This is a genomic window from Shewanella sp. 5_MG-2023 (assembly GCF_030547465.1).
Lineage (GTDB): Bacteria > Pseudomonadota > Gammaproteobacteria > Enterobacterales > Shewanellaceae > Shewanella.
Genome location: NZ_JAUORC010000024.1, coordinates 64,030 through 87,509 on the forward strand (window position 1 = coordinate 64,030; position 23,480 = coordinate 87,509).

The 23,480-nt window shown below is 42.0% G+C and carries 24 protein-coding genes; 6 read left to right on the plus strand and 18 right to left on the minus strand.

Going from position 1 to position 23,480, the window contains the following annotated elements; genetic code table 11:
* The first annotated feature begins 9 nt into the window (after nucleotides 1-9).
* Complete coding sequence (gene dapD / locus Q4557_RS14810) at nucleotides 10-834, plus strand: 2,3,4,5-tetrahydropyridine-2,6-dicarboxylate N-succinyltransferase (protein ID WP_076542908.1); 825 nt, start codon at nucleotides 10-12, stop codon at nucleotides 832-834.
* Between the two features lie 79 nt (nucleotides 835-913).
* Here the strand turns inward: dapD and Q4557_RS14815 are convergent, their stop codons facing one another.
* The 5 genes from Q4557_RS14815 to Q4557_RS14835 form a co-directional block, all read right to left on the minus strand.
* Complete coding sequence (locus Q4557_RS14815; RefSeq protein WP_303413664.1) at nucleotides 914-1,411, minus strand: GNAT family N-acetyltransferase; 498 nt, start codon at nucleotides 1,409-1,411, stop codon at nucleotides 914-916.
* A 126-nt stretch (nucleotides 1,412-1,537) separates the two neighbouring features.
* Nucleotides 1,538-2,113 (minus strand): CBS domain-containing protein, encoded by a 576-nt coding sequence (locus Q4557_RS14820; RefSeq protein WP_303413666.1) that lies wholly within the window; start codon nucleotides 2,111-2,113, stop codon nucleotides 1,538-1,540.
* 268 nt (nucleotides 2,114-2,381) lie between these two features.
* Nucleotides 2,382-2,918: a YaeQ family protein gene (locus Q4557_RS14825; RefSeq protein ID WP_102439655.1), complete on the minus strand. Its 537-nt coding sequence runs from the start codon at nucleotides 2,916-2,918 to the stop codon at nucleotides 2,382-2,384.
* A gap of 129 nt (nucleotides 2,919-3,047) precedes the next feature.
* Nucleotides 3,048-3,974, minus strand: coding sequence for a bifunctional precorrin-2 dehydrogenase/sirohydrochlorin ferrochelatase (locus Q4557_RS14830; protein ID WP_102476178.1), 927 nt, complete (start codon nucleotides 3,972-3,974; stop codon nucleotides 3,048-3,050).
* Nucleotides 3,975-4,099: 125 nt separating this feature from the next.
* On the minus strand, nucleotides 4,100-4,417 hold the full coding sequence (locus Q4557_RS14835) for a DUF2007 domain-containing protein (RefSeq protein ID WP_102439657.1): 318 nt from the start codon (nucleotides 4,415-4,417) through the stop codon (nucleotides 4,100-4,102).
* Between the two features lie 129 nt (nucleotides 4,418-4,546).
* Between Q4557_RS14835 and Q4557_RS14840 the strand changes: the two genes are divergently transcribed.
* A complete protein-coding gene (locus Q4557_RS14840) occupies nucleotides 4,547-4,945 on the plus strand; it encodes a DUF3224 domain-containing protein (RefSeq protein WP_303413669.1) in 399 nt (132 codons plus the stop codon).
* Complete coding sequence (locus tag Q4557_RS14845) at nucleotides 4,942-5,193, plus strand: hypothetical protein (protein ID WP_303413671.1); 252 nt, start codon at nucleotides 4,942-4,944, stop codon at nucleotides 5,191-5,193. Before Q4557_RS14840 ends, Q4557_RS14845 begins: the two co-directional genes overlap by 4 nt.
* 67 nt (nucleotides 5,194-5,260) lie before the next feature.
* On the opposite strand, the gene secF is transcribed toward Q4557_RS14845, so the two are convergent.
* The 6 genes from secF to Q4557_RS14875 all read right to left on the minus strand — a co-directional run bounded on the left by secF (nucleotide 5,261) and on the right by Q4557_RS14875 (nucleotide 11,145).
* Complete coding sequence (gene secF / locus Q4557_RS14850; protein WP_076542916.1) at nucleotides 5,261-6,208, minus strand: protein translocase subunit SecF; 948 nt, start codon at nucleotides 6,206-6,208, stop codon at nucleotides 5,261-5,263.
* A gap of 10 nt (nucleotides 6,209-6,218) precedes the next feature.
* The gene (gene secD / locus Q4557_RS14855; protein ID WP_102439660.1) at nucleotides 6,219-8,072 is read right to left on the minus strand and encodes a protein translocase subunit SecD; all 1,854 of its coding nucleotides are present in this window, start codon (nucleotides 8,070-8,072) and stop codon (nucleotides 6,219-6,221) included.
* A 17-nt stretch (nucleotides 8,073-8,089) separates the two neighbouring features.
* Nucleotides 8,090-8,422, minus strand: coding sequence for a preprotein translocase subunit YajC (gene yajC, locus Q4557_RS14860; protein ID WP_076542918.1), 333 nt, complete (start codon nucleotides 8,420-8,422; stop codon nucleotides 8,090-8,092).
* 37 nt (nucleotides 8,423-8,459) lie between these two features.
* The gene (gene tgt, locus Q4557_RS14865) at nucleotides 8,460-9,578 is read right to left on the minus strand and encodes a tRNA guanosine(34) transglycosylase Tgt (protein WP_102439661.1); all 1,119 of its coding nucleotides are present in this window, start codon (nucleotides 9,576-9,578) and stop codon (nucleotides 8,460-8,462) included.
* Between the two features lie 145 nt (nucleotides 9,579-9,723).
* Complete coding sequence (queA, locus tag Q4557_RS14870) at nucleotides 9,724-10,764, minus strand: tRNA preQ1(34) S-adenosylmethionine ribosyltransferase-isomerase QueA (RefSeq protein ID WP_102476181.1); 1,041 nt, start codon at nucleotides 10,762-10,764, stop codon at nucleotides 9,724-9,726.
* Nucleotides 10,765-10,947: 183 nt separating this feature from the next.
* A complete protein-coding gene (locus Q4557_RS14875; protein ID WP_102476182.1) occupies nucleotides 10,948-11,145 on the minus strand; it encodes a hypothetical protein in 198 nt (65 codons plus the stop codon).
* Nucleotides 11,146-11,329: 184 nt separating this feature from the next.
* On the opposite strand from Q4557_RS14875, the gene Q4557_RS14880 reads away from it, so the two are divergent.
* Complete coding sequence (locus tag Q4557_RS14880) at nucleotides 11,330-11,926, plus strand: ACP phosphodiesterase (RefSeq protein ID WP_102439664.1); 597 nt, start codon at nucleotides 11,330-11,332, stop codon at nucleotides 11,924-11,926.
* A gap of 124 nt (nucleotides 11,927-12,050) precedes the next feature.
* Entirely contained in the window at nucleotides 12,051-12,707 is a 657-nt protein-coding gene (locus Q4557_RS14885) for an RluA family pseudouridine synthase (protein ID WP_102439665.1), read from the plus strand.
* A gap of 107 nt (nucleotides 12,708-12,814) precedes the next feature.
* Here the strand turns inward: Q4557_RS14885 and sstT are convergent, their stop codons facing one another.
* From sstT to Q4557_RS14920, 7 genes are all read right to left on the minus strand, one after another.
* Nucleotides 12,815-14,038: a serine/threonine transporter SstT gene (gene sstT, locus Q4557_RS14890; RefSeq protein ID WP_303413677.1), complete on the minus strand. Its 1,224-nt coding sequence runs from the start codon at nucleotides 14,036-14,038 to the stop codon at nucleotides 12,815-12,817.
* 249 nt (nucleotides 14,039-14,287) lie between these two features.
* A complete protein-coding gene (locus tag Q4557_RS14895) occupies nucleotides 14,288-15,166 on the minus strand; it encodes a chemotaxis protein CheV (RefSeq protein WP_102476183.1) in 879 nt (292 codons plus the stop codon).
* A 113-nt stretch (nucleotides 15,167-15,279) separates the two neighbouring features.
* Nucleotides 15,280-16,911 (minus strand): phospholipase D family protein, encoded by a 1,632-nt coding sequence (locus tag Q4557_RS14900; RefSeq protein ID WP_303413679.1) that lies wholly within the window; start codon nucleotides 16,909-16,911, stop codon nucleotides 15,280-15,282.
* Between the two features lie 134 nt (nucleotides 16,912-17,045).
* Nucleotides 17,046-17,516 (minus strand): dual specificity protein phosphatase family protein, encoded by a 471-nt coding sequence (locus tag Q4557_RS14905; protein ID WP_102439669.1) that lies wholly within the window; start codon nucleotides 17,514-17,516, stop codon nucleotides 17,046-17,048.
* A gap of 60 nt (nucleotides 17,517-17,576) precedes the next feature.
* A complete protein-coding gene (locus Q4557_RS14910) occupies nucleotides 17,577-18,839 on the minus strand; it encodes a DEAD/DEAH box helicase (RefSeq protein ID WP_241900950.1) in 1,263 nt (420 codons plus the stop codon).
* A 227-nt stretch (nucleotides 18,840-19,066) separates the two neighbouring features.
* Nucleotides 19,067-19,582, minus strand: coding sequence for a methylated-DNA--[protein]-cysteine S-methyltransferase (locus Q4557_RS14915; RefSeq protein ID WP_102439671.1), 516 nt, complete (start codon nucleotides 19,580-19,582; stop codon nucleotides 19,067-19,069).
* Nucleotides 19,572-21,131, minus strand: a complete 1,560-nt coding sequence (locus Q4557_RS14920) for an Ada metal-binding domain-containing protein (RefSeq protein ID WP_303413682.1) — start codon at nucleotides 21,129-21,131, stop codon at nucleotides 19,572-19,574. Before Q4557_RS14920 ends, Q4557_RS14915 begins: the two co-directional genes overlap by 11 nt.
* Nucleotides 21,132-21,365: 234 nt before the next feature.
* Between Q4557_RS14920 and Q4557_RS14925 the strand changes: the two genes are divergently transcribed.
* Entirely contained in the window at nucleotides 21,366-23,195 is a 1,830-nt protein-coding gene (locus tag Q4557_RS14925; RefSeq protein ID WP_303413684.1) for an ABC transporter ATP-binding protein, read from the plus strand.
* Nucleotides 23,196-23,480: the final 285 nt, after the last annotated feature.

A 23,480-nucleotide genomic window follows, 5' to 3' on the forward strand; every position in this document is an offset into this window, starting at 1 on the left:
GAGAAAGTAATGGAGGCATTACGCCAACGCATAGAAGCTGCATTTGAGGCTCGTCAGGACATCACACCTAGCACGGTAGAGCCAAGTGTTCGTGCAGATATCGAAACTGTTATTAGCATGCTAGACAAAGGTCAGGCTCGCGTAGCAGAAAAGATTGATGGCGAATGGCATGTACACCAGTGGTTAAAGAAAGCGGTACTGCTTTCTTTCCGTATCTTTGATAATCAAGTTATCGACGGTGGTGATACCAAGTACTTTGATAAAGTGCCGCAGAAGTTTGCTGACTACACAGCTGAACGTTTCAAAGAAGAAGCAATTCGTGTTGTACCACCTGCAACGGTTCGTAAAGGCTCATTTATCGGTAAAAATACCGTATTAATGCCTTCTTATGTCAACCTAGGTGCATTCGTTGACGAAGGTACTATGGTCGATACATGGGCGACTGTGGGTTCTTGTGCACAAATTGGTAAGAACGTACATTTATCTGGCGGAGTGGGCATTGGTGGCGTTCTAGAGCCACTACAAGCAGGTCCTACTATCATTGAAGATAACTGTTTCATTGGCGCGCGCAGCGAAATCGTTGAAGGCGTAGTTGTTGAAGAAGGCAGTGTTATTTCAATGGGCGTATACATAGGCCAAAGCACACGTATTTTTGACCGTGAAACAGGTGAAGTACATTACGGGCGTGTACCTGCAGGCTCTGTTGTTGTTTCTGGTAACTTACCTTCTAAGTGCGGCACTTACAGCTTATATGCTGCTATTATCGTTAAAAAGGTTGATGCGAAAACGCGCGGAAAAGTGGGTATTAACGAATTACTGCGTATCGTAGATTAATCGTTAGTCACCCAATTAACAGGGCTTCTATTGAAGCCCTTTTTAATGGGTAAAATCTGCCAACTGATGATTAATTAGCTCATTTAATGATTAACTTTTCCATTGGTATACAAGCAAGTTTAAGGCCTCTTGGGGAATGGTAAATTGAATGCTTGTCACCTTTAAAACCACAAGCGCGATAAAAATCAGCTGCATTTAAAGAAGCATCCAATATTAATTTTTTACAGCCTGCTTCAATTGCGACGGTTTCGAGTTGTTGTAACATCGCCCTGCCGACACCTAGACCAAAAGTACTGGGGTGCACAAACATCCCATCGACCATGCCAGTAGCAACAGCGAAACTTTTGCCGGCATCATGGTTAACGTCAATCATGCCAACACCTACCACTGCATCATTGACCACAGCAACATAGCCATGCTCCGAAAATGCATCGACAAATGTTATTGGCAGCTCACCATCCGTCCAAGCTACCAGCATTGCGTCATCATAATGCCCTTTGCATTGGCTTAGTATTGCTTGGTTTCGAATATCAAATGCCACTGTGGCATCATGGCGCTGTGCTTTTTTGATCTGCATCCTTGCTCCGTGTAAATATCATGCTTAATCATTACACATTATTGTTTTACTGATATAAAAACAACACATCAAGCTTGATAAATTGACCTTGATTAATTGACCTTGATTAATCGACGTTGAGTGCGGTTAACTCGCGGCTTTCAGTTTTTCGACATTATCGGCAATCTCCATAAAGCTGGGATTTAAATTCACATCAATGGGGAGTTTTAAGGTTCGCACAATATCATTAGCCGAAATTAAGCCACGAATAACGTGGGCTCGCTCGTCAACAACTAAGCAGTGCTGATGCTGGGAATGCTTCAGCGTTTCAATGACATCAATAATTCGCGCTTTAACCAGTTCCACATAATCAATGGCTTTTAGCTTATTTTTTGGCAACATAAAGTCACTCAATAAAAGTTGATCTCGCGAAAAACCTGCGGCGACCTGCTTAAGCATTTCTTGGCTATGAAGCATTTGTAAACTCACCAGCCCCATAAAATGCCCTTGTTGATCAATGACAATTTTTAACCTGACATGGGATTGTTTCATTAAATGTTCAACGTCTACCGCAGCGGTATTTATTTCAATTACAAAAGGTTTTAGCTGGCTAAAATCAGTAAACACCGCAGCGGCGGCTGAATAAATATTGATATGCTCAGACACTTCAGGGCGGGCAAGCTCATCGACTTTGTCAACTGAATATAAATTTAGTGTTTTCATTAAAAACTTCCTTTTTTGACAAAACAACCGATATTTCTGGGTGTTATCGAGTCTAATTGAGGGAAGTTATCAAGCTTATTACAATTAAAGCTTCTAAATTATAATCACTTGCAATGACTTCATAGTTTAATTTGCCACTATCAGGTTTTGGCATAGGCAAACTTGATAGTGGTATACGACGGCTTAATTTAGACAGGTTAACCTGTAAATTATAGTGCAAAATGTATAATTTAAAGGTTTAAAACAATTATAAGCTCTTTGGTTGACCTTACTTTAAACGCTCAGGTTGAACCATCAGGCTATTGGCTTCATCAGACAACCAAATTTCGCCATCAGTAATACTCACCTGCAATTTCATGTTGCGGTTAACAAACACTTCCATTGCTGCAACACTTTCTTCAGCTATATTAAATACACTTAAGTTTTTATAGCGTTGCAGTGCTTGTTCATTTTGCTTCCACCAAATAGGCACACTGCGACCACTGTAGGTGATTAACTGAACCTGCTTTGACCGACCACAAGCTTTACGCAGCCACTTCTCATCAGCTTGGCCAAATTCAATCCATAAATTGATTTCATCAGATAAGCTTTTTTCCCATAGCTCAGGTTCATCTTCAACACAAAGCCCTTTGCTAAATTGCAGCGAGTCCGACGCATTCATAATAAACGCTAAAATTCTCACCATCATGCGGCTATCCGTTTCTGAAGGATGCTGGGCAATGGTAAGTTGATGATCGGCATAGTAATGTCTATCCATATCAGCGATTTGAATTGTTGCTTTATAGACGGTAGCTTTAGGCGCCATGGGAGTTCCATACAAATAAAAAAACCGAGTCTAACCTGTTTAGCACAAGTATGAAACTCGGTTTAGAATATGTTTTTAGCTCAGTCAATTTACCATTAAGCTAGGCAGTAAATATCCCCACAAAAATGACTATAAAGCCCCAGGTTGAAGATGCTTCGCCATGGGGAAATGTGCTTTAAATTTTTTTAACTTTTCAGTGTCTAGCACCAATAGCATGCGCTCGCCATGGTGATATTTTGCTGCAATTTCACTGAAATTAGGGACAGCTTCGCGGCTAGCATCACGTCTTATAAGTTCATTAATATCGGTACTAACGCCATTTTCAGTCAGCGGACTGTCCCGATAAATTACTTCAATTTTCTGCAATAATGGCATAGCGGCAATAGGCAATAAGGCCGCGTTATCGTTTTCATCTAACAATAATATTTCGCCATCGGCAGCTAAACTGCTAAATGCATCTTGATAATGAGCTTCTGTCACACTATCAAAACGATCACTGTTTAGTTTAAAGAATCGCTCCCAAAATAAACGTCTATCTTTACCAGAACTGATTTTTTGCTGCACTTCAGTGCGCTTTGACGCAACAAAATCAAATAGAGGGCTCAATGACTGGGGCAATAGCGTTTCAAGTCGGGAACGAATAGTGCGAGCAAACACTGGCGCGGCGCCAGCGGTACTGATGGCAACGACTAAGCGACCTCTGTCGACGATGGAAGGTGTTATAAAGCGGCAAAAACTGGGATTATCAACCACATTGACCCAAATGCCTTTTTGGGTGGCTAAAACGGCATAGTCTTTATTGAGTTGTTCATTGGCTGTGGCCATGTAGATCACATCATAATCAGCAATATCAGCTGCTTCAATAACGCGCCTATGTAATCGAATTCGCCCTTTTTGATGATAGCTTTGAATTTCTTGAGCGATATCCGGGGCAATAACAGTAATGTCAGCTTCGGTACGTGACAGCAAATCAAGCTTTCTAGTGGCCACTTCTCCGGCACCAACAACTAGTACCTGTAAATTTTTGGTATCCACAAATAATGGAAAATACTGCATCGATCACTCGCAAAATAATTAAGATAATCAACTATAACCAGTTAATAGTGCCATTGTCATCGTCTTATTTAGTATCAATAATAATGATTCAATCTTAAGATTTTTACAGCGGTAAAAGGTCAATGTTAGTTGTGGGTGGTACTTTGTGGCGAGCTGCATTGCCAGCACAGTTCAAAACTGCCTTCATTCATCTCATGACATTGAAGGCATTGCCATTGCGGACAGTCCATATTATGAGACTCTAACAGCGTTTTAGCTTGCTCGAGTTGATTTTGACAAACCCAGATATCCACAGTTTGCATTTCAGTGGGTAACTCACCAACACCACCGAGTAAAGCTTCACCGGTCAATTCTACCAATATGCCATTTGTTTCAAGCAGCCCTTTCCAAGTATGCGCTTGGAGTAAATTACCGCCCGTTAAGAGTACTTTTCTATTGTCCATTATTATTCCTACTGCATTGCTCTGATGGCAAATTTTTAATCATCGTACTTGTAAATGGTTCTTGCTGTCGAGCATTGATTAAACTTTATACTCATTATATGCTCTTGATAGCCTTTAAAGGAGAATCATATGAATCTGCAAATATCCGGTGTATTTCAAATTACAAATTGGGATGAAGCCACAGATATAGAACACCCTGATGGTGCTAAGCAAACCTCAGCAAGTATTAGCCAAATGTACTCAGGCGATCTTGAAGGTGTCAGCCAGCCCAAATATATCATGTGTTATAACGCAGATGGCAAAGCAGTGTTTTGTGGTTTTGAAAACGTGGAAGTCAGCATTAATGGCAAGTCCGGCAGCTTTGTATTGCAGCACAATGGTAAGTTTGAAAGTGGTGTCGCCAGCAGTGACTTCATTATCGTGCCAAATTCTGGCCAAGGCGAGTTGATTAACATTGCTGGTAAAGGCGCATTTACTTCTGGTGAAAAAGGCCAAGCTGAGTACCAAATGGAATTAAGCCAAATATGATGGGGTTTTCTATTAGCCGCTTACACTCTTCGGTTGGCATAATTAAAGCTACTGGGCAGTGGGATGCTGACACTATTTCAGGCACTAAATTTACTCAGTTAGAACAAATGTCCACTGATGGCTGGGTTGCATTGGATATTCATCACCCGACTAACAGCCAGTTCATTGCATCCATTAAAGCTGAAGTTTATAGGCACTTGTTATCCCAGCAAGTTATCCCTGCAAGCAGCTTAAACATCAGTATTTAAATTTAAGAAATACATTCCAATAAAAAAGCCACTCGATTGAGTGGCTTTTTTGTGTTGCGGCTTAAGATTAAGGCATCATTGAAGGTTGATCAGCACCTTCTTTCTCAATCTCAACTGGCATCATATGCTCGCGACAAATACCCAATTTAATGGCTAAGTAACTTGCCACGTAAATAGATGAGTAAGTACCAACAAAAATACCACACAGTAGCGCCGTTGCGAAACCATGGATCATGCTACCGCCCTTAAGGAATAGCGCAATCACCACCACTAAGGTAGTACCTGTAGTAATAATAGTACGGCTCATTGTCTGCGTGATAGACGTATTAACCACTTCATCAGGACCGCCTTTACGCATCTTCAAGAAGTTCTCGCGGATACGGTCATAGACTACGATGGTATCGTTCAACGAGTAACCCACTACCGTAAGCAAACCTGCTAATACCGTTAAATCAAACTCTAATTGTAAAATAGAGAAAATGCCTAAGGTGACGATGACATCGTGAGCAAGTGCGGCAACAGAGCCCATTGCTAAACGCCATTCGAAGCGGAATGATACGTAAATGAGAATACAAATTAACGCCACAATCACGGCTAAGCCGCCTTGCTCTGCTAACTCTTTCCCCACTTGAGGGCCAACAAATTCAACACGCTTTTGAATAACGTTGGCATCAATAACTTGAGCACCGTGCACAATCGCAGCGACTTGATCATCACTTTTTAGATCATCACGAACAGGTAAACGTACTAAGATATCTCGGCTTGAACCGAAATTTTGCACTACTGCTCCGTCAGCGCCATCAGTACTGTATTCAGCACGTAGCTCTAATAAGTCTACTGGTTTTGAAAACTCTAACTCAACAACCGTACCACCAGTAAAATCAAGACCCCAGTTGATGCCTTTTGTGCCTAATGACACAAAAGAAGCCACCACCAAAATCATTGATAAAACACTGATTGGCATTGCATGTTTTAGAAAGTTGATCGTTTTCTTTACTGAAAATATTTGTAACATGGTCAACTCCTTAAATTGATAGTTTCTTAACGCGTTTACCACCCCACATGAGATTCACGATAACGCGCGTTCCCACGATAGAAGTAAACATTGACGTTGCAATACCAATCATCAGAGTAATTGCGAAACCTTTAACCGCGCCCGTACCCACAGCAAATAAAATTAATGCCGTCATAAAGGTGGTAATGTTTGCATCAGCAATGGTTGAAAATGCATTGGCGTAACCTTCATGAATCGCTTGTTGAACACTGCGTCCAGCAAGTAACTCTTCACGGATACGTTCGTAAATCAGCACGTTACCATCTACTGCCATACCAACGGTCAATACCATACCGGCAATACCAGGCAGGGTTAATACGGCACCTGGGATCATTGACATCACGCCAACAACCATCACTAAGTTAGCGGTAAGTGCTAAGTTTGCGATAACACCAAATGCACGGTAATAGATAAGCATAAAGACTAAAACAACTGCCAAGCCCCAAATCATTGCTTGGATACCATTTTCAACATTTTGTGCACCAAGGCTTGGACCAATAGTACGTTCTTCTACAATCGTCACTGGCGCAATAAGCGCACCTGCACGAAGTAATAACGCTAAGCTTTGTGCTTCAGAATGATCAAGACCGTTAATAACGAAATTTCGGCCTAGACGAGCTTGAATGGTAGCAACTGAAATAACTTCTTCAATTTTAGTCATTTTCACTGAGCCATCAGGATTGCGAATACCGCTATCCTTATACTCAATAAATAAAGTCGCCATTGGGTTACCAATGTTGTCTTTAGTGACGTTAGAGAAGATGTTGCCACCTTTAGCATCTAAGTTAATCGATACTTGTGGGCGACTATATTCATCAAAAGAAGGTTGGGCACCGGTAATATGATCACCAGTTAACATCACTTCTTTTTTCAGCACCGCAATGCCACCTGAACGACGAGGAAATACCTCTGAGGTCGCAGGTACGCGGCCATTTGCTGCTGCGCTTTGATCAGTGTTTTGATCAACCATGCGAAATTCAATTGATGCTGTAGCACCTAAAATTTCTTTTGCACGCGCAGTGTCTTGTACACCTGGCAGTTCAACAATAATACGTTCAGCGCCTTGACGCTGTACTACCGGCTCAGCAACACCCAGTTCGTTAACACGATTACGAATAGTCGTCATGTTTTGCTGTAGTGCTTCTTCCTTAATTTGACTAAGGTAGCTATCACTCATGGTGGCATACAGGGCAAAGTTTTCACCGCTGCTACCATCATTAAATACCATTTCATTATTATTGCGAGACTTTAAGAAGCGTTCTGCTTTGGCTAAGTTTTCAGCATCACGGAATTTAATCTCAAGGCCTTTTGCAGTTTTACGAACACCTGCGTAACGAATTTTCTCTTCACGTAATTGGCTTCTAAAATCAGCAATTTTGGCTTCTTCCATCTTACGAATAGCTTCGCCCATATCCACTTCCATTAAGAAGTGAACACCGCCGCGTAAATCCAAACCAAACTTCATTGGTGATCCACCAAGGGCTTCAAGCCACTCAGGTGTCGCCGGCGCTAGGTTTAATGCAACGGTATATTTATCACCTAATGAATCAGCAATGGCTTCTTTAGCAAGCAATTGCTGCTCAGAATTTTGAACACGGACAAGTAATTGCCCATCTTCGAGCTCAGAGCGCTTTACCGCAATGCCTTTACTTTCAAGTAATCCGTTTACTGTCGATAGAGTTGAAGTTGTCACTTCTGCACCACGAGTCGCTACGACTTGTACTGCATGATCCTCACCAAATAGGTTTGGAGTTGCGTAAAAAGCACCAATGGCGATGACTAGCATCACCATGATGTTCTTCCACATTGGGTATTTATTTAACACACCTGAGCCCTCTTGGCTTACAACGACTGGATAGAGCCTTTTGGCAATACCGCTGCAATATAGTCCTTTTTAATGGTGATCTGACTGGTTTCATTAATGCTTAATAAAACATAATCACTATCATCGCTGATTTTAGCAATCTTGCCTAAAATGCCACCGCTTGTAAGCACTTCATCACCTTTACTTAATGCAGACATTAAGTTTTTGTGCTCTTTTACACGCTTAGACTGCGGACGGAAGATCATGAAGTAGAAGATCAAGCCAAAAATAACTAGCATGAAAATCAGTTCCATGGTGCCGCCACCTTGAGGAGCGCCTGCTGCGTTTGCGTATGCATTTGAAATTAACATATTACTCTCTTCTTATTTTCTAAAAAAAATCAGTCAACTATAGTTCTGGTACTTCACGACCCAGTTTGGTGTAAAACTCTGTCACGAAGGCGTCTAATGTACCTGTCTGAATTGCGCCACGCAAACCTTCCATCAACATTTGATAGTAACGTAGGTTGTGAATGGTGTTTAAACGCGCACCTAAGATCTCATTGCAGCGATCTAAGTGATATAAATACGCGCGGGTGTAGTTTTTACAGGTATAACAATCACAATTTTCATCAAGGGTAGAAGTATCATCGCGATGACGAGCATTACGAATTTTAATCACGCCTTCAGAAGTAAATAAGTGACCATTACGTGCGTTACGGGTTGGCATAACACAATCAAACATATCCACACCACGACGGACGCCTTCAACTAAATCTTCTGGCTTACCAACGCCCATTAAGTAGCGAGGCTTATCTTCAGGGATCTGAGGACAAACATGCTCTAAAATACGGTGCATATCTTCTTTGGGCTCTCCAACAGCTAAACCACCTACGGCGTAGCCATCAAATCCGATTTCAGTTAAGCCCTTAATACTTTCATCACGCAAATCTTCGTACACACCGCCTTGGATAATACCGAATAACGAGTTCGGATTTTCTAAACGGTTAAATTCGTCACGTGAACGCTGTGCCCAACGTAATGACATTTGCATCGACTTACGCGCTTCATCATGTGTTGCAGGATATGGCGTACATTCGTCAAAAATCATCACCACATCGCTGCCTAATGAGTCTTGAATTTGCATCGACTTTTCAGGGTCTAAGAAAATCTTCTCACCATTGATAGGCGAACGGAAATGCACCCCTTCTTCAGTGATTTTACGAATATCACCCAAGCTAAATACCTGGAACCCGCCAGAGTCAGTCAAAATTGGACGCTGCCAATTCATAAAATCATGAAGATCGCCATGCTTACGCATGATTTCTTCACCTGGGCGAAGCCATAAATGGAAGGTGTTACCTAACAGAATATCAGCGCCTGTGGCTCTAACTTCTTCAGGCGTCATCCCTTTCACAGTACCGTAAGTACCTACTGGCATAAATGCTGGAGTTTCAACGGTGCCGCGCTCAAAAATCAGACGACCACGACGTGCGCGACCATCAGTTGTATCTAATTCAAATTTCATAAATCACCTTGCCAGATAAACAGTCTGACTCGCTGTTGTTTCATTAAGACATGAGGGCAAATGTTGCAACTTCAAGTGAGGCTACAAAATAAACCCAAAAAAATACCCACCTCTGTGGGCGGGTATTTTAGATCAAAATCAATCGTTACGGGGCTTTTTTCGTTAAAAACATGGCATCGCCATAGCTAAAAAAGCGGTATTTGTGCTCAATCGCATGCTGATAAGCCTTCATCACATTTTCATAACCCGAAAATGCACTGATTAACATAATCAAGGTTGACTCTGGTAAATGAAAATTAGTCACCATGGCATCAATAACTTTGAACTGATATCCTGGATAAATAAAAATATCGGTATCGCCTTTAAATTCCGTCAACGGGTCATCACCACAGGCTTTCGCAGCGCTTTCTAATGAACGCACTGATGTAGTGCCTACAGCAACAACGCGTTTGCCCGCCGCTTTAGTTTGAGCAATTAAGTCGACAACCTCTTGGCTAACTTCAGCCCACTCAGAATGCATCACATGTTCATCGATGGTATCCACTCGCACTGGCTGAAAAGTACCCGCGCCTACATGCAAGGTTACAAAAGCGATATTAACGCCTTTGTTTTTTAGCGCCTCAAGCATGGCATCATCAAAGTGCAAACCTGCTGTAGGTGCTGCCACAGCGCCGGGGGTTTGGTTATAAACCGTTTGATAGCGCTCTTTATCAGCATCCTCATCGGGACGATCGATATACGGCGGCAAAGGCATATGACCAACTTCTTCAAGTACTTCTAAAATGGTTTTATCATCTTCAAGGGCTAACTCAAATAAAGCGTCATGACGGGCTAGCATTTTCATTTTGTAGCCACCGTCAACAATAATCATAGAGTCAACTTTAGGAGACTTAGAGCAACGAACATGGGCAAGAATACGCTTATCATCAAGCATTCTCTCCACCAACATTTCCAATTTACCACCGCTTGCTTTTTGACCAAACAAACGTGCTGGAATAACACGGGTATTATTAAATACCATCAAGTCACCGCTATTCACTTTCGACAGGACATCGGTAAATTGCTTATCGGCCAACTCACCTGAATTGCCATCTAAGGTCAATAAACGCGAAGCATTTCGCTCAGCCATTGGATATCGAGCAATAAGCTCATCTGGTAATTCAAAAGAAAAGTCTGCTACGCGCATTTTCGATACTCTTTTATAGACAATAAAAACCGCGCTAGTCTAGGACTAGTAACTGCTAATATCAAGCAAAGGGTATGAAATAGTGATCGATTAATGCACGCCAGCGGCTAATGGCTAACGCCAACATTAAAATCAGTTGGGGATCTGGCTTAAGCGCGGCGTTTAAAAAACCACGAAATAGGGTTATTTTGAATTCGCTGATTGTACATTTGCTAAATTATCATCAACTTCAGATACTGATGAAAACAAATTTTTATCGGCAGAATTACATAAACTGTCAGGTTTAAAAGAATGGCTTTCAATCTTGAGGTCTATGTCAACTTTTTTACGTTTTTTAGCAGACTGCTGCCTTAATACTGATTTTATCCAGTTTTTCATCATCCATGATCCCTACAGCCCAAATTTCAACAGGCATAAAATATCTTCCATAAGTACAAATTGTAAATAATAGCCATGACTTTTAAAGAGAAATCTATATGATGAATCTTACAGTCAGTTGTTACTATATTTCCAATTTTGTTGTTTAGTATCATACTGTAAATTTTCAAAAATAAAAGTACAAAATATGAACTTTCTAGCGCACCTACATTTAGCTGATATTAGCGACAGCCACTTAGCAGCCAATCTTGCTGGAGACTTTGCCAAGGGCGATATAAAACACTTCCCAAAGCATTTGCAACAAGGTTTATGGCTACATCGACAAATCGATCAAATTACTGACAGCCATGAATTAATCACCGATTTAATCAAATTATTTCCAAAAAGTTCACGCCGTGTGGCGCCAATTTTAATTGATTTAGTGTTTGATCATTACCTTGCTTTCTACTGGGATGAGTATCATCAGCAATCGTTATCTGAGTTTACTCAAAAGGCATACCATAGCCTGCAACATACCGCCGAACTGCCGGAAAAGCTGCAATTGATCATCCCAAAAGTCATCGAACAAGATTGGTTAATGAGCTACCAAACAAGAGCTGGGCTAAACAAAGCAATTGAAGGTGTGAGTCAACGTATTTCAAAACCTGAGCTTTTTAAGACGGCCATCAGCGACGTTGACAAGTTATATGTTGAAATTGAGATTGCTTTTCGTACTTTCTATCCACAGTTAATGGCCTATAGCCGTATCTATAGCCGTAAGACACCTGAACAATACCTGCCATAACTGATTTGCCGCAATCAAATAGCCGATTAATTGAGGCTATTTTACTTTAGCGGTTGATATCCATTACTGCAGCGCCGTTTATTTGCTAAAATAGTCACCTATTTTTGTAAACCGATGCGACTAAATGCAAATTTTTGACTACCAACCACCTAGTATTCCATGGCTTGATATCCGTTATAAAGACCGAGATATCATTGTTATTAATAAACCTGCCGGCTTATTAGCAAATCCTGGCAAAGCTGCCAATACCCATGATTGTGCTATTACTCGTTTACAAAAACTCTACCCTGAAGCTATTTTGGTACATCGCTTAGACTGCGACACCTCTGGCATCATGGTATTTGCCCGCAATAAAAAAGCCGAGTCTCATCTTAAAACTCAGTTTCAAGATAGAAAAACCAAGAAAGTTTATATCGCTGAAGTAGATGGTGTTATGGGCGCTGACAGTGGCACGATTGATTTATCGTTAGCTGGCGACAAAGAAAACCCACCATTTCAAGTGGTATCAGATCAAGGTAAATCAGCGATTACTCACTATGAAGTCATCGAGCGTTTTGCAAATCATACCTTGGTTAAGTTGATGCCAGAAACAGGCCGTACTCATCAGTTACGTGTTCATATGCTAGCACTTAACCATGTGATACTTGGTGATAACTTTTACGGTGATGACATTACAGCTAAAGCCAAAAAGCGCCTTAGCTTGCATGCGCAAATGCTGACAATTATTCACCCGTACACTCAAAAGCAACGCACTTTTTTTAGCAAACACCCTTTTTGCTAAAAACAATTTAACTGGCGCTAAAATAAGTATGCAGATACAAAAAAACCGACAAGTTGTCGGTTTTTTATTATCTCACATTAGAGGTCGAAGCTTTTTAAGCTTAACCCTTAACCGTTTGCTTTATTCTCAGCCGCTTCACAAGCTGCAGCGGTGAATACCACATCCGTTGAGCTATTTAGCGCAGTTTCCGCAGAATCTTGAATAACGCCAATAATAAAGCCTACAGCAACAACTTGCATCGCCACATCATTAGAGATCCCAAACAAGCTACACGCAAGCGGAATAAGCAGTAATGAGCCACCAGCAACGCCTGAAGCGCCACATGCCGATACTGCAGCAACCACACTTAATAACACTGCTGTTAAGAAGTCAACTTGAATACCTAAGGTATGAGCAGCTGCAAGAGTCAGTACGGTAATAGTAATTGCCGCGCCGCCCATATTAATGGTTGCGCCTAATGGGATTGACACTGAGTAAGTATCTTTATGCAGCTTTAACTCTTCACATAAAGCCATATTCACTGGAATGTTGGCAGCACTTGAACGGGTGAAAAACGCCGTTACGCCACTTTCACGTAAACACTTAAACACTAATGGATAAGGGTTACGTTTGATTTTTACGTAAACCATAATCGGGTTAACCACTAAAGCAATAAAGGCCATAGCGCCTACCAATACTGCAAGTAATTGCGCATAGCCTGCTAATGCATCAAAGCCTGTTGCCGCAATGGTGCCCGACACTAAGCCAAAGATACCAATAGGCGCAAAGCGGATCACAAAGCGTACGATTGCGGTTACGCCATCGCTTAAGTCTGAAATAACTTTCTTTGTCGACTCATTGGCGTGGTGTAAAGCAATACCTAAACCAATACTCCAGGCTAAAATACCAATATAGTTACCGGTAAGCAGTGCATTCACTGGATTATCAACAATTTTAAATAACAAGGTATTTAACACTTCTGCGATACCTTGAGGAGGATTAGTCCCCTCAACGCCGCCAACAAGTACTAATGTTGTCGGAAAGGCAAAACTAAACAGTACTGCAGTTAACGCGGCAGCAAATGTGCCCGCTAAATACAAACCAATAATAGGACGCATATTGGTATGGGCATTTTTCTTTTGATTTGCAATTGATGATGCCACCAGTACAAACACTAAGATCGGTGCGACTGCTTTTAATGCTCCAACAAATAAATCACCAAGGAAGGAAACCTGCCCTGCTGCTGAAGTTGAAAATGTGGCGAGAAGAATACCCAGTACAATACCGGCGAGAATTTGTAACACTAAACTGCCATTAGCTAATCGCGCTAACAGTGATGGATTTTGATTCATTGCTTGACCTATATTTTTATATTTATGGCTTTTATTAAGCTCTAATATTTGTGACTTTTTAAAAATCGAATAACGGGATTTTAATAAGCTCTGATAGGTATATATCGGATGGGATGGCTAAAGTCTAGTGTCGCTGCAAAATGATGCACTAATATTACCGTACATTCCCAAACAAACCACATTTAGCCAACATGTGATGAAATTTAGCGCGTTTCATTATTGGCAAATTATTGTATTAGATGAAAATTGTTATTTTGCCCCTCGGAGAATAGCATCAATTAATTCATGGGCATCAAATTTTGTTAACGCTTCATCGGCGCCAACTTGTTTAGCCTGGCTGACACTAATTTCACTGGATAAAGAGGTATGTAAAATAATATAGGCATTGGCAAGTTGCGGGTTATTTTTGACTTCAAATGCAAGCTCATAACCATCAAGTCCTGGCATTTCAATATCACTCACTAACAAATCTATAGGTTTTTGGTTATCTGCAGCCCGTTGCATGATCTGTAGTGCATCATGGCCATCTGCGGTGACAGAATAAGGGATATTGATAGAATCGAGTGCATCTGAAAGTTGCTTTCGAGCGACTTTAGAATCATCCACTAATAAGATATTCAGTGGCTTTAATTTCTCTCGTTGAATATCTGTCAAAATAGCTCGATTAGCGTCGGGATCATAGGGGAATAATTTTGCCATTAATAACTCGACATCCAACAATTGCACTAATTTGCCATCAAGGCGAGCAACCCCAGTAAGAAAAACCTGATGGCCTAAGTTCGCTGCCGGCGCCTCAATATCTCGCCAGTTACACTCAATTATTTTGTCAATTCCTCTAACCAAAAAGCCTATCACCATTCGCTGGCAATCAGTGATGATAATATTGCATTTATCATAGTCGCTTGGATCTATCGGCTTAAAACCAATCGATGCAGCCATATCAATCACCGCAATGGTTTTACTGCGTATGGTTGCTGCACCTAATATTGACGGATGGGATTTCGGAATAACCGACAAACGCGTGTACGGGACAATTTCGCGAACTTTTAAGGTGCCCAAAGCAAACTGCTGAGTATGGGAAAGGTGAAACAGTAACAATCCTTGTGACTGGCTTGCTTTACTTTTCATAATATTGCCGATTAAAACTGATTATTTAAAGTTAACCACAGCCTTTTCGTCATATCAAATTCAAATCTGAATTTCGGGGGTTAAGTCGCTAATTTGCTTTATCAATTAGAAAACTACAGCTGGGACTCTATTGGCAACAATGCTAAAAAATCAGCTAAAAACTTACGCCAAAAGCCAGCACCGGGCTCTGCATAAATAATTTTATGATGCTGATGGTCAAGCCACACCAGCTCGCCATTTTTTAACACCACTTCATAAGCTTTATCATTTGCTGACAGCGCAAGCCCTGCAAGGATCTTTTTAGCCAGCATCTCATTATCAATAATTAAGCCCATTTCGGTGTTGATCAGTGCTGAGCGGGGATCAAAATTAAACGAACCAACAAAGAGTGTTTGCTCATCAATAATAAAGGTTTTGGCATGTAAACTCGTGCGACTGCTACCTTTCCAACTGGTTTTTTTAGATTTTTGGCCCTTGGCATTGCCTTTTACTTCATAAATCTTAACCCCGCCTTCAATGAGTTTTTGGCGGTACTGCTGATACCCTGCATGAACCGCTAATACATCCGTTGCAGCTAAACTGTTAGTCACTATGGTGACCTCTTTACCCCGTTTTACTTCATTGATTAATGCATGGGTTGCCGCATCGCCTGGGACAAAGTAAGGCGAGACAATCAGTAATTGATGCTGCGCTTGCTCAAAAAAATAACTTAAGTCATCTAATAAAATGCTGTCATTAGGGTTTCTTTCAAGTTTATTTGGCGGATCATACACCACTTGGGCTTCGCCCCAATACCACTGTAACCCTTGATTTTGCAGGCGATCTAATAAGGTATTTTTTTCTAAACGAGTAACATATTCATCGGTCATTAAGCTCTTCTCAAGAATGCTTGCTCTGGCATCCAGTTTCGCTAGCACGTTATCTTGCTCAGGATTTGTATTATTGCCTTGATATGGCTCAGCGGCCTTTACCAATTGCTCAATGCTATTAACTTGGGCCGAGTTCCAATAAGTATCAAATTGGGTTGATACCTTATCAACAGCGTCGCCAATGGCCAGTAAATCAAAATCACCAAAATCGACATTCTCATCTGCTGAAAAGTATTCAGCGCCAATATTTCTCCCCCCAACCACTGTCACTAAATTATCAATGGTCAGTGATTTGTTATGCATACGATGATTGAGGCGGCTAAAGTTCCATAAAAATGCCAGTCCACGATACTGACGTTCATAGGATGGATTAAACAAACGCACTGAAATATTAGGGTGAGTTGCAATGGCCATTAAGCCATCGTCGCCATTTGCTGTGGTTAAATCATCCAGCAACACCCTAACTCGCACCCCGCGCTGAGCGGCTTTATAGAGAAATAAACTGAGGATTTTCCCGGTTTCATCATTGCGATAAATGTAGTATTGCAAGTCGATGCTTTCAGTGGCTGCTTCAATCATGGCTAAACGAGCAATAAAAGCATCAATGCCATCACTAAGGGGGTTAACTCCCGTTAAACTTAACTCTGCTTGAGTATCATCATTGCTTTGGCTGCTAGTTTGAGAGTACTGAAGTGAAGAGTACTGAGGTGAGGACTGCTGCAGTTGAGATTGAATGTATTGTGCTAAAGGAGAGTCTGTGACAGGCGCGAGTTTATACTGCTGAGAAAGAGGCTTGAATTCAGCGCGATTGGCGCAGCCAATGAGAGTTAAACACAATACACAACAAACGAATATGACAGAATTGTTTTTGGACATTGATGGCTTCCTTTCAATTTGACTCAGGTTTTACTGGGGCTCTATTATCAGGCAGCCTTTTACACTATTGTTTAAGCGTATTGCTAACATGACCGCTATCATAAGCCGTCACAGATGCGCTGTATAACTATGGTTTAATCTTGCAGCGCATACAAGACATCAAATACAAATTGATCCCAACCTTCAGCGCTAAAAGCAATGTCTCTTACACTGCGCACTTGACTCACAGCATGGACTGGCGCTGCGCCATTATCCATTAAGTAATACGCCATCATGATGCCCGTGCGGTCTTTACCGGAGCGGCAATGGATAAGTACCGCAATATTTTGCGCTTCACACTCTCTGATAAAGGCCAACGCTGTTGGCATTTGCGCAACGCAAATAGCCTCATCACCCTCTTGCGGTGGGATATTATTTGAAAAAGGAGTGCAGCAATATTTTAGCCCTAACGCTTCTATGGCGGCAGCTGCGACCTCGTCACCATCATTGACCGATAAAATAGCGCCAATACCTGCCGCTTTTAATTCCGCTAAATCCCAAGGGTGTTTATTAGGGCCACTGCGACCTGCAATGACCCCCTCTACTAACCAAAATAACTGCTTCATAAAAACGTTAATACTCTTGTTAACTATGAAATGGGGCGTTCTCTCGGGACTAAGGCTGAATTAGTCTTGTTCAGGTTTTTTAATATGAGCCCAAAAATCGACATTGACTTCGGCTTTCTTTTTACGCTTTTTCTTACCTGTGCCTTCAGGTTTTGCCATTGGCTTATCAAGCTCTAACAAGTCATCAGGCATTTGCTCATCGGCTTCAAAGCCAGCAACTTGCTCACGCTCTAAACGCAGGGCATTTTTTTTCTCAATCACTTTAAAATGATGGTAATCCGCATGGGCTAATAATGATATCGCTAAACCAACTTCACCGGCACGACCACTTCTGCCAATACGATGCATGTAATCAGCAGGACTTCTTGGTAAATCGAAATTGATAACCACTGGGAGCTTATCAATGTCTAAACCACGTGCGGCGATATCGGTGGCAATTAATACCTCAATCTCACCTGACTTAAATCCATCTAGCACACGATTACGGGCGCCTTGGGCTTTGTCGCCATGGAAAACTTCAGCGCTAATACCCCGTTTTGATAGTTTTTCAGCCAAGTGCTTACAGCTATTTTTAGCATTAACGAAAATCAATGCTTGGCGCCATTTATGCTCTTTGATCAAATGGGCTAATAATGCGGTTTTACTTTCACGGTTTACGGTAAATGCCCGTTGCACTAAGGTGCTTTCTTCGGCGCTTTGCAACTGAATGTCTACTGGCTCAACCAGTAAACTCGCCGTAAGGGTGCGAACTTCCTCTGGGAAAGTTGCTGAAAACAACAGTTTTTGCTTTTTCTCAGGCATTAATTTTAATATTGAAGCCAGCTCGTCAGTAAAACCAAGGCTTAACATACGATCGGCTTCATCAAGCACTAAGGTTTTTACCTTATCAAGCTTAATGGCGTTACTTGAGATTAAATCTAATAATCGCCCAGGAGTTGCCACAAGTACATCTGCGCCGCCGCGAAGGGCCAGCATTTGAGTATTCACTGACACGCCGCCAAACACGGCAACGGTTTTAATGGCGCCATTAAAATGCACAGCATAGGATTTAACGCTATCGGCGACTTGCTTTGCAAGCTCGCGGGTCGGCACTAAAATCAACGCTGAAACAAAGTTACCTTTATTTTTTGACGCCCCAGCAGACTGACTTAACTGCTGCAAAATCGGTAAAGCGAATGCTGCGGTTTTACCAGAGCCAGTATTAGCACCAGCCAGTAAATCTTTACCCGCTAATACGTGAGGAATGGCCTGCGCTTGGATCGGCGTTGGAGTGAGGTACTCAAGTTCAGTTAACCGCGCTAATAATGGCGAGATTAAGCCCATTTCGGTGAAACTAACGGTATTAGTTTCAAATTGCGTCGCTAAAAGGGTGTCAGCATTTAGGCTCGTTTGGGTATCATCTTTGCGATCAGTAGCAGAGGTCATTAATTTCAAGTGCTCAAAATAAGGTATAGCCAGCTATTTTAGCGTATTTATGCCGCTTAAGTTAGCGAAATAGATCAAGCAATGATGAATTACTGCTCATAGATGATGAAACAAGCCGCATTCGATTAATCAGCTGATTCTAATGACAACAAAGCTTGTTTCATTTTAAGGCCATAGGCATAACCGGTTAAGGTACCATTTTTACCAATCACTCGATGACACGGCACGATTATCGCTATGGGATTAGCACCATTGGCAGCGCCCACCGCCCTAACTGCTTTAGGTCGATTAATTTTATTGGCGATATCGCCATAACTGCATACCTGCCCAAACGGCAGCTCTCGCAGCGCTTGCCAAACCTCATGCTGAAACACAGTACCAGTAGCTGCAAGCGTGACGTCAAATTCACTGCGCTTACCGGCAAAATATTCATTAAGTTCTGTGATGGCTTGCTGCACATGTTTTTGAGCTTGCTCAATTGAGTCAGCACTTGCATCGATAATATCGCCACTATCGACAGCGTCTGCCTCACTGACCACTTGCAAATGGGTAAGGCCTAATTCTGAGGCTCGCAGCTTCAAGTAACCCACAGGGCTTAGCTCAATTTGCAGGTAAATCGGCGGTTGATTATTAACTTTCATTACTATTCCATAATTGAAAAGTGACATAGCTGCCCCATGGGCTGACATCCTTGGCAATCTTGTCGCAAAATTGTCGATAGGCTTTACCGGTAAGCGCTTCTGTCTGCCCATCAACCTTCCCATGCTGGCAGCGCAGAACTTTCAAGCGGTTTTTTATCACTAAATCGCCACTTAAAAAGATATCCGGATCGCCTTGACCGCGCATTTTGGCATAGGCAATAGTCCATGGGCCAATACCTTTAACGCTGAGCCAATCATCAGGGCTTGCGTCTGGGTGCTCAGCGACAAACTGACCTAACAAATTAAGCGCGGCTTTGCGTGATGCTGGCATGTTAAATTCAGTTAAACTTGCCGCTGCTATCGCTTGCGGGGTTGGAAATAAGATAAGCTCACGATCTGAAATTACGAGCTTTTTACCATAACTCCTCACCAAGATATTCAGTAGCTTACTTGCCTGTACCACACTCACTTGCTGACCTAATACTGCCCGGCATCCGGCTTCAAACACCGAGGCTGTGGCAGGGATCCGTAAACCCTCTGTAGGGGTTAACCCCATGTCGACAAGTGACTTAAATGATTGATGGATAACCGCCATATCCGCATCTAAATCCAATAACTTACGCACAAACAGCACCACATGATGTAAATAGTCTAAGTCGTCAGCACGTTCAAATTTCACCGTAAGTGACAATTGGTGTTTATCTTTTAGCGGTAATACATCAATGGTGCCGCTAACCTGCCGATGATTAACATTTAAACAAAAACTGCGGCCATAAGCCTTTGATGCCTCATCAAGCCACTCCATGTTTTCAACGCTTCTTAACTGGTAAAACGACCACTGTTTCGACCAATTAAACGGCGGGCGGTAATCTAATAACAGGCTAATACCGTCAGCTTTGGTAGCAACATTTACCTTGGCGCTATCATGCCTTAATTGGGATGGGGTCAATTGCAACTGCTCCTTAAAAACTTCATTAAAGCGTCTGATACTATTAAAACCTGCAGCTAATGCCACGTCCGTTATTGGCAAGCTGGTTTGATGTAACAGCTGTTTAGCAAACATCAGTTGTCGATAAATAGCATATTTTTTTGGCGAGGTGCCTAGCTGCTTATTAAAGAGTTGGCTTAAATAGCGGCTACTAATACCCAGCCGTTGTGATAATGATGCAAGTGTTTGACCCTGTTCGCCACTTAAACAACCGCCATCAATCAGGGCTATCGCTCGCTGCAAACTGGTTTGAGTGCCCTTCCATGCATTGGATTGTGGCGCACTATCAGGGCGGCAACGTAAACAAGGCCTAAGCCCCGCCTGAGCAGCTTTAATCGCAGAGTCAAAGTAACGCACGTTTTGCTCTTTAGGTGCCGTCGCAGGGCAAATTGAGCGGCAATAAATCCCTGTGGTTAAAACCCCAGTAAAAAAATGCCCATCAAAACGCGCATCACGGCTTAGCCTTGCTTGACGGCAAACATTAGCAGCTAAACTGCACGCCTGACTGCTGGCTATAGGTGCTAAAGACTTCTCGCTGTTTAGCACTGCTTTAGGAGACATGTTATCGTTACCCGTTTATGTAAGCTGGTTAATAGCAGCTTGAAGATTATTAGCGTCACTTTAGCGAATAATGACGCTAGTCACTAGCGGAAAACGGAACTCAACCACTGACCCCATTTAATGCTAGCCTACAAGTATCGAAACAATCTAACTAACACTTAGCTAACAAGTCAGCACCAAGTTAAGGTATCCTCTGTATATATTGCTGTTCCCGTTTCAAATATTGAGAAATAGATGTTTAAATTCTTTGAATCCCTTACCAACCCATTACCTTCAGAAGAACCCAGCCAAGCCCCAAAAGGCGTTTATGCCTTTTGCCGTCATTACACCCGCGGTTTTGAAAAACACTTAATCATCATGTCAATTTTGACAGCGACTTTGGCGATTTTAGAAGTGTCATTATTTGGCTTTATGGGCAAATTAGTTGACTGGTTAGTCACTAAAAACCCACAGACCTTAATGCAAGATGAAGGTAGCACCTTAATATTGATGTCTGTGGTAGTACTGGTGATTATTCCGTTATTAGTGGCTTTGCATGCGGCTATCGTGCATCAAACCTTGCTGGGTAATTACCCTATGGCCATCAGGTGGCAAGCACATCGATACTTACTAAAACAAAGCGTTTCATTTTATCAGGATGACTTTGCCGGCCGCATTGCCACTAAAGTAATGCAAACCTCATTAGCAGTGCGTGAAACCGTCATGAAACTGTTAGATGTATTGATGTATATCATCATCTATTTCACTTCAATGCTGGTGATGATCGCCAGTGCTGACGTGCGCTTAATGCTGCCAATGCTGGTGTGGCTATTTGCGTATATTGCTATTCAGTGGAAGTTAGTGCCAAAGCTAAAAGCCATTTCAGCCAAGCAAGCAGATGCCCGCTCGACCATGACTGGCAGGATCGTTGATAGTTATACCAATATTTCCACCGTGAAGCTGTTTTCTCATACCAAGCAAGAGGCTGAATACGCCCAAGACAGCATGATGGGCTTTCTTAAAACCGTCTACGGCCAAATGCGCCTTGTGACCATCATTAACGTTTTAGTGCAGATCATAAATTACCTTTTAGCATTTACCATTGCGGCGGTTTCAATTTGGCTTTGGGCAGATAATGCGATTACTGTGGGTGCGATTGCTATTGCTGTTAGCTTAGCACTGCGTTTAAACGGCATGTCTCAATGGATCATGTGGGAAATAAGCTCACTGTTTGAAAATATCGGTACTGTCACTGATGGGATGAATACCTTATCAAAACCCATTGAAATTGAAGATAAACCTGGCGCTAAAGATATTGTTGTTAGCAAAGGTAAAATTGACTTTAACGATGTTAGTTTTCATTACGGCGAAAAATCAGGGGTGATTAGCAATCTGAATTTAAACATTAAAGCCGGTGAAAAGGTCGGTTTAGTAGGTCGTTCTGGCGCTGGTAAATCAACGCTCGTTAACTTGCTAATGCGCTTTCACGATGTTGAAAAAGGTCAAGTGAGTATTGACGATCAACCGATTACCGATGTTACCCAAGATTCGCTGCGGGCTAAAATCGGCATGGTAACTCAAGATACCTCACTACTGCATCGCTCAATTCGAGAAAACATCCTCTATGGCGATCCTAATGCTTCGGAGCAACAGCTTCAAGCAGCCATTGCGCAGGCTCAAGCAGCCGAGTTTATTGATGATTTATCAGATCCCTTTGGTAATACAGGCTTAGATGCACAAGTGGGTGAACGTGGGGTAAAACTCTCTGGCGGTCAACGCCAACGTATTGCAATTGCCCGAGTATTATTGAAAAATGCCCCGATTTTACTACTAGATGAAGCCACTTCAGCATTAGATTCCGAAGTTGAGGCGGCAATTCAGGAAAGTTTATATGAATTAATGGAAGGTAAAACCGTGATTGCCATTGCTCACCGACTATCAACCATCGCGGCTATGGACAGACTAATTGTCATTAATAAAGGCCAGATCGTTGAGCAAGGAACTCACCAAGAGTTGATCAAGTCTGAGGGTATTTATGCCCAACTTTGGTCCCATCAAACTGGCGGCTTTTTAGGCGTTGATTAACATTCCACAATAAATAACACACTTTTATGACGCTCACTTTTGACTTCTATCGAAACTGGGCGTTTTTTATGTCATTAAGCGGCAAGAGTTACTTTATCTGCAGCGGTTAAGCTAAGAAAACACAAGAAATATTAAATAAATTTATAACTGATGAATGAGTGTTCATTGAGAGTAAAATATTATGACTTGAAGAGGATAAATCGAAGAAAATGGTGGTCGATACTGGGCTCGAACCAGTGACCCCCTCCTTGTAAGGGAGGTGCTCTCCCAGCTGAGCTAATCGAC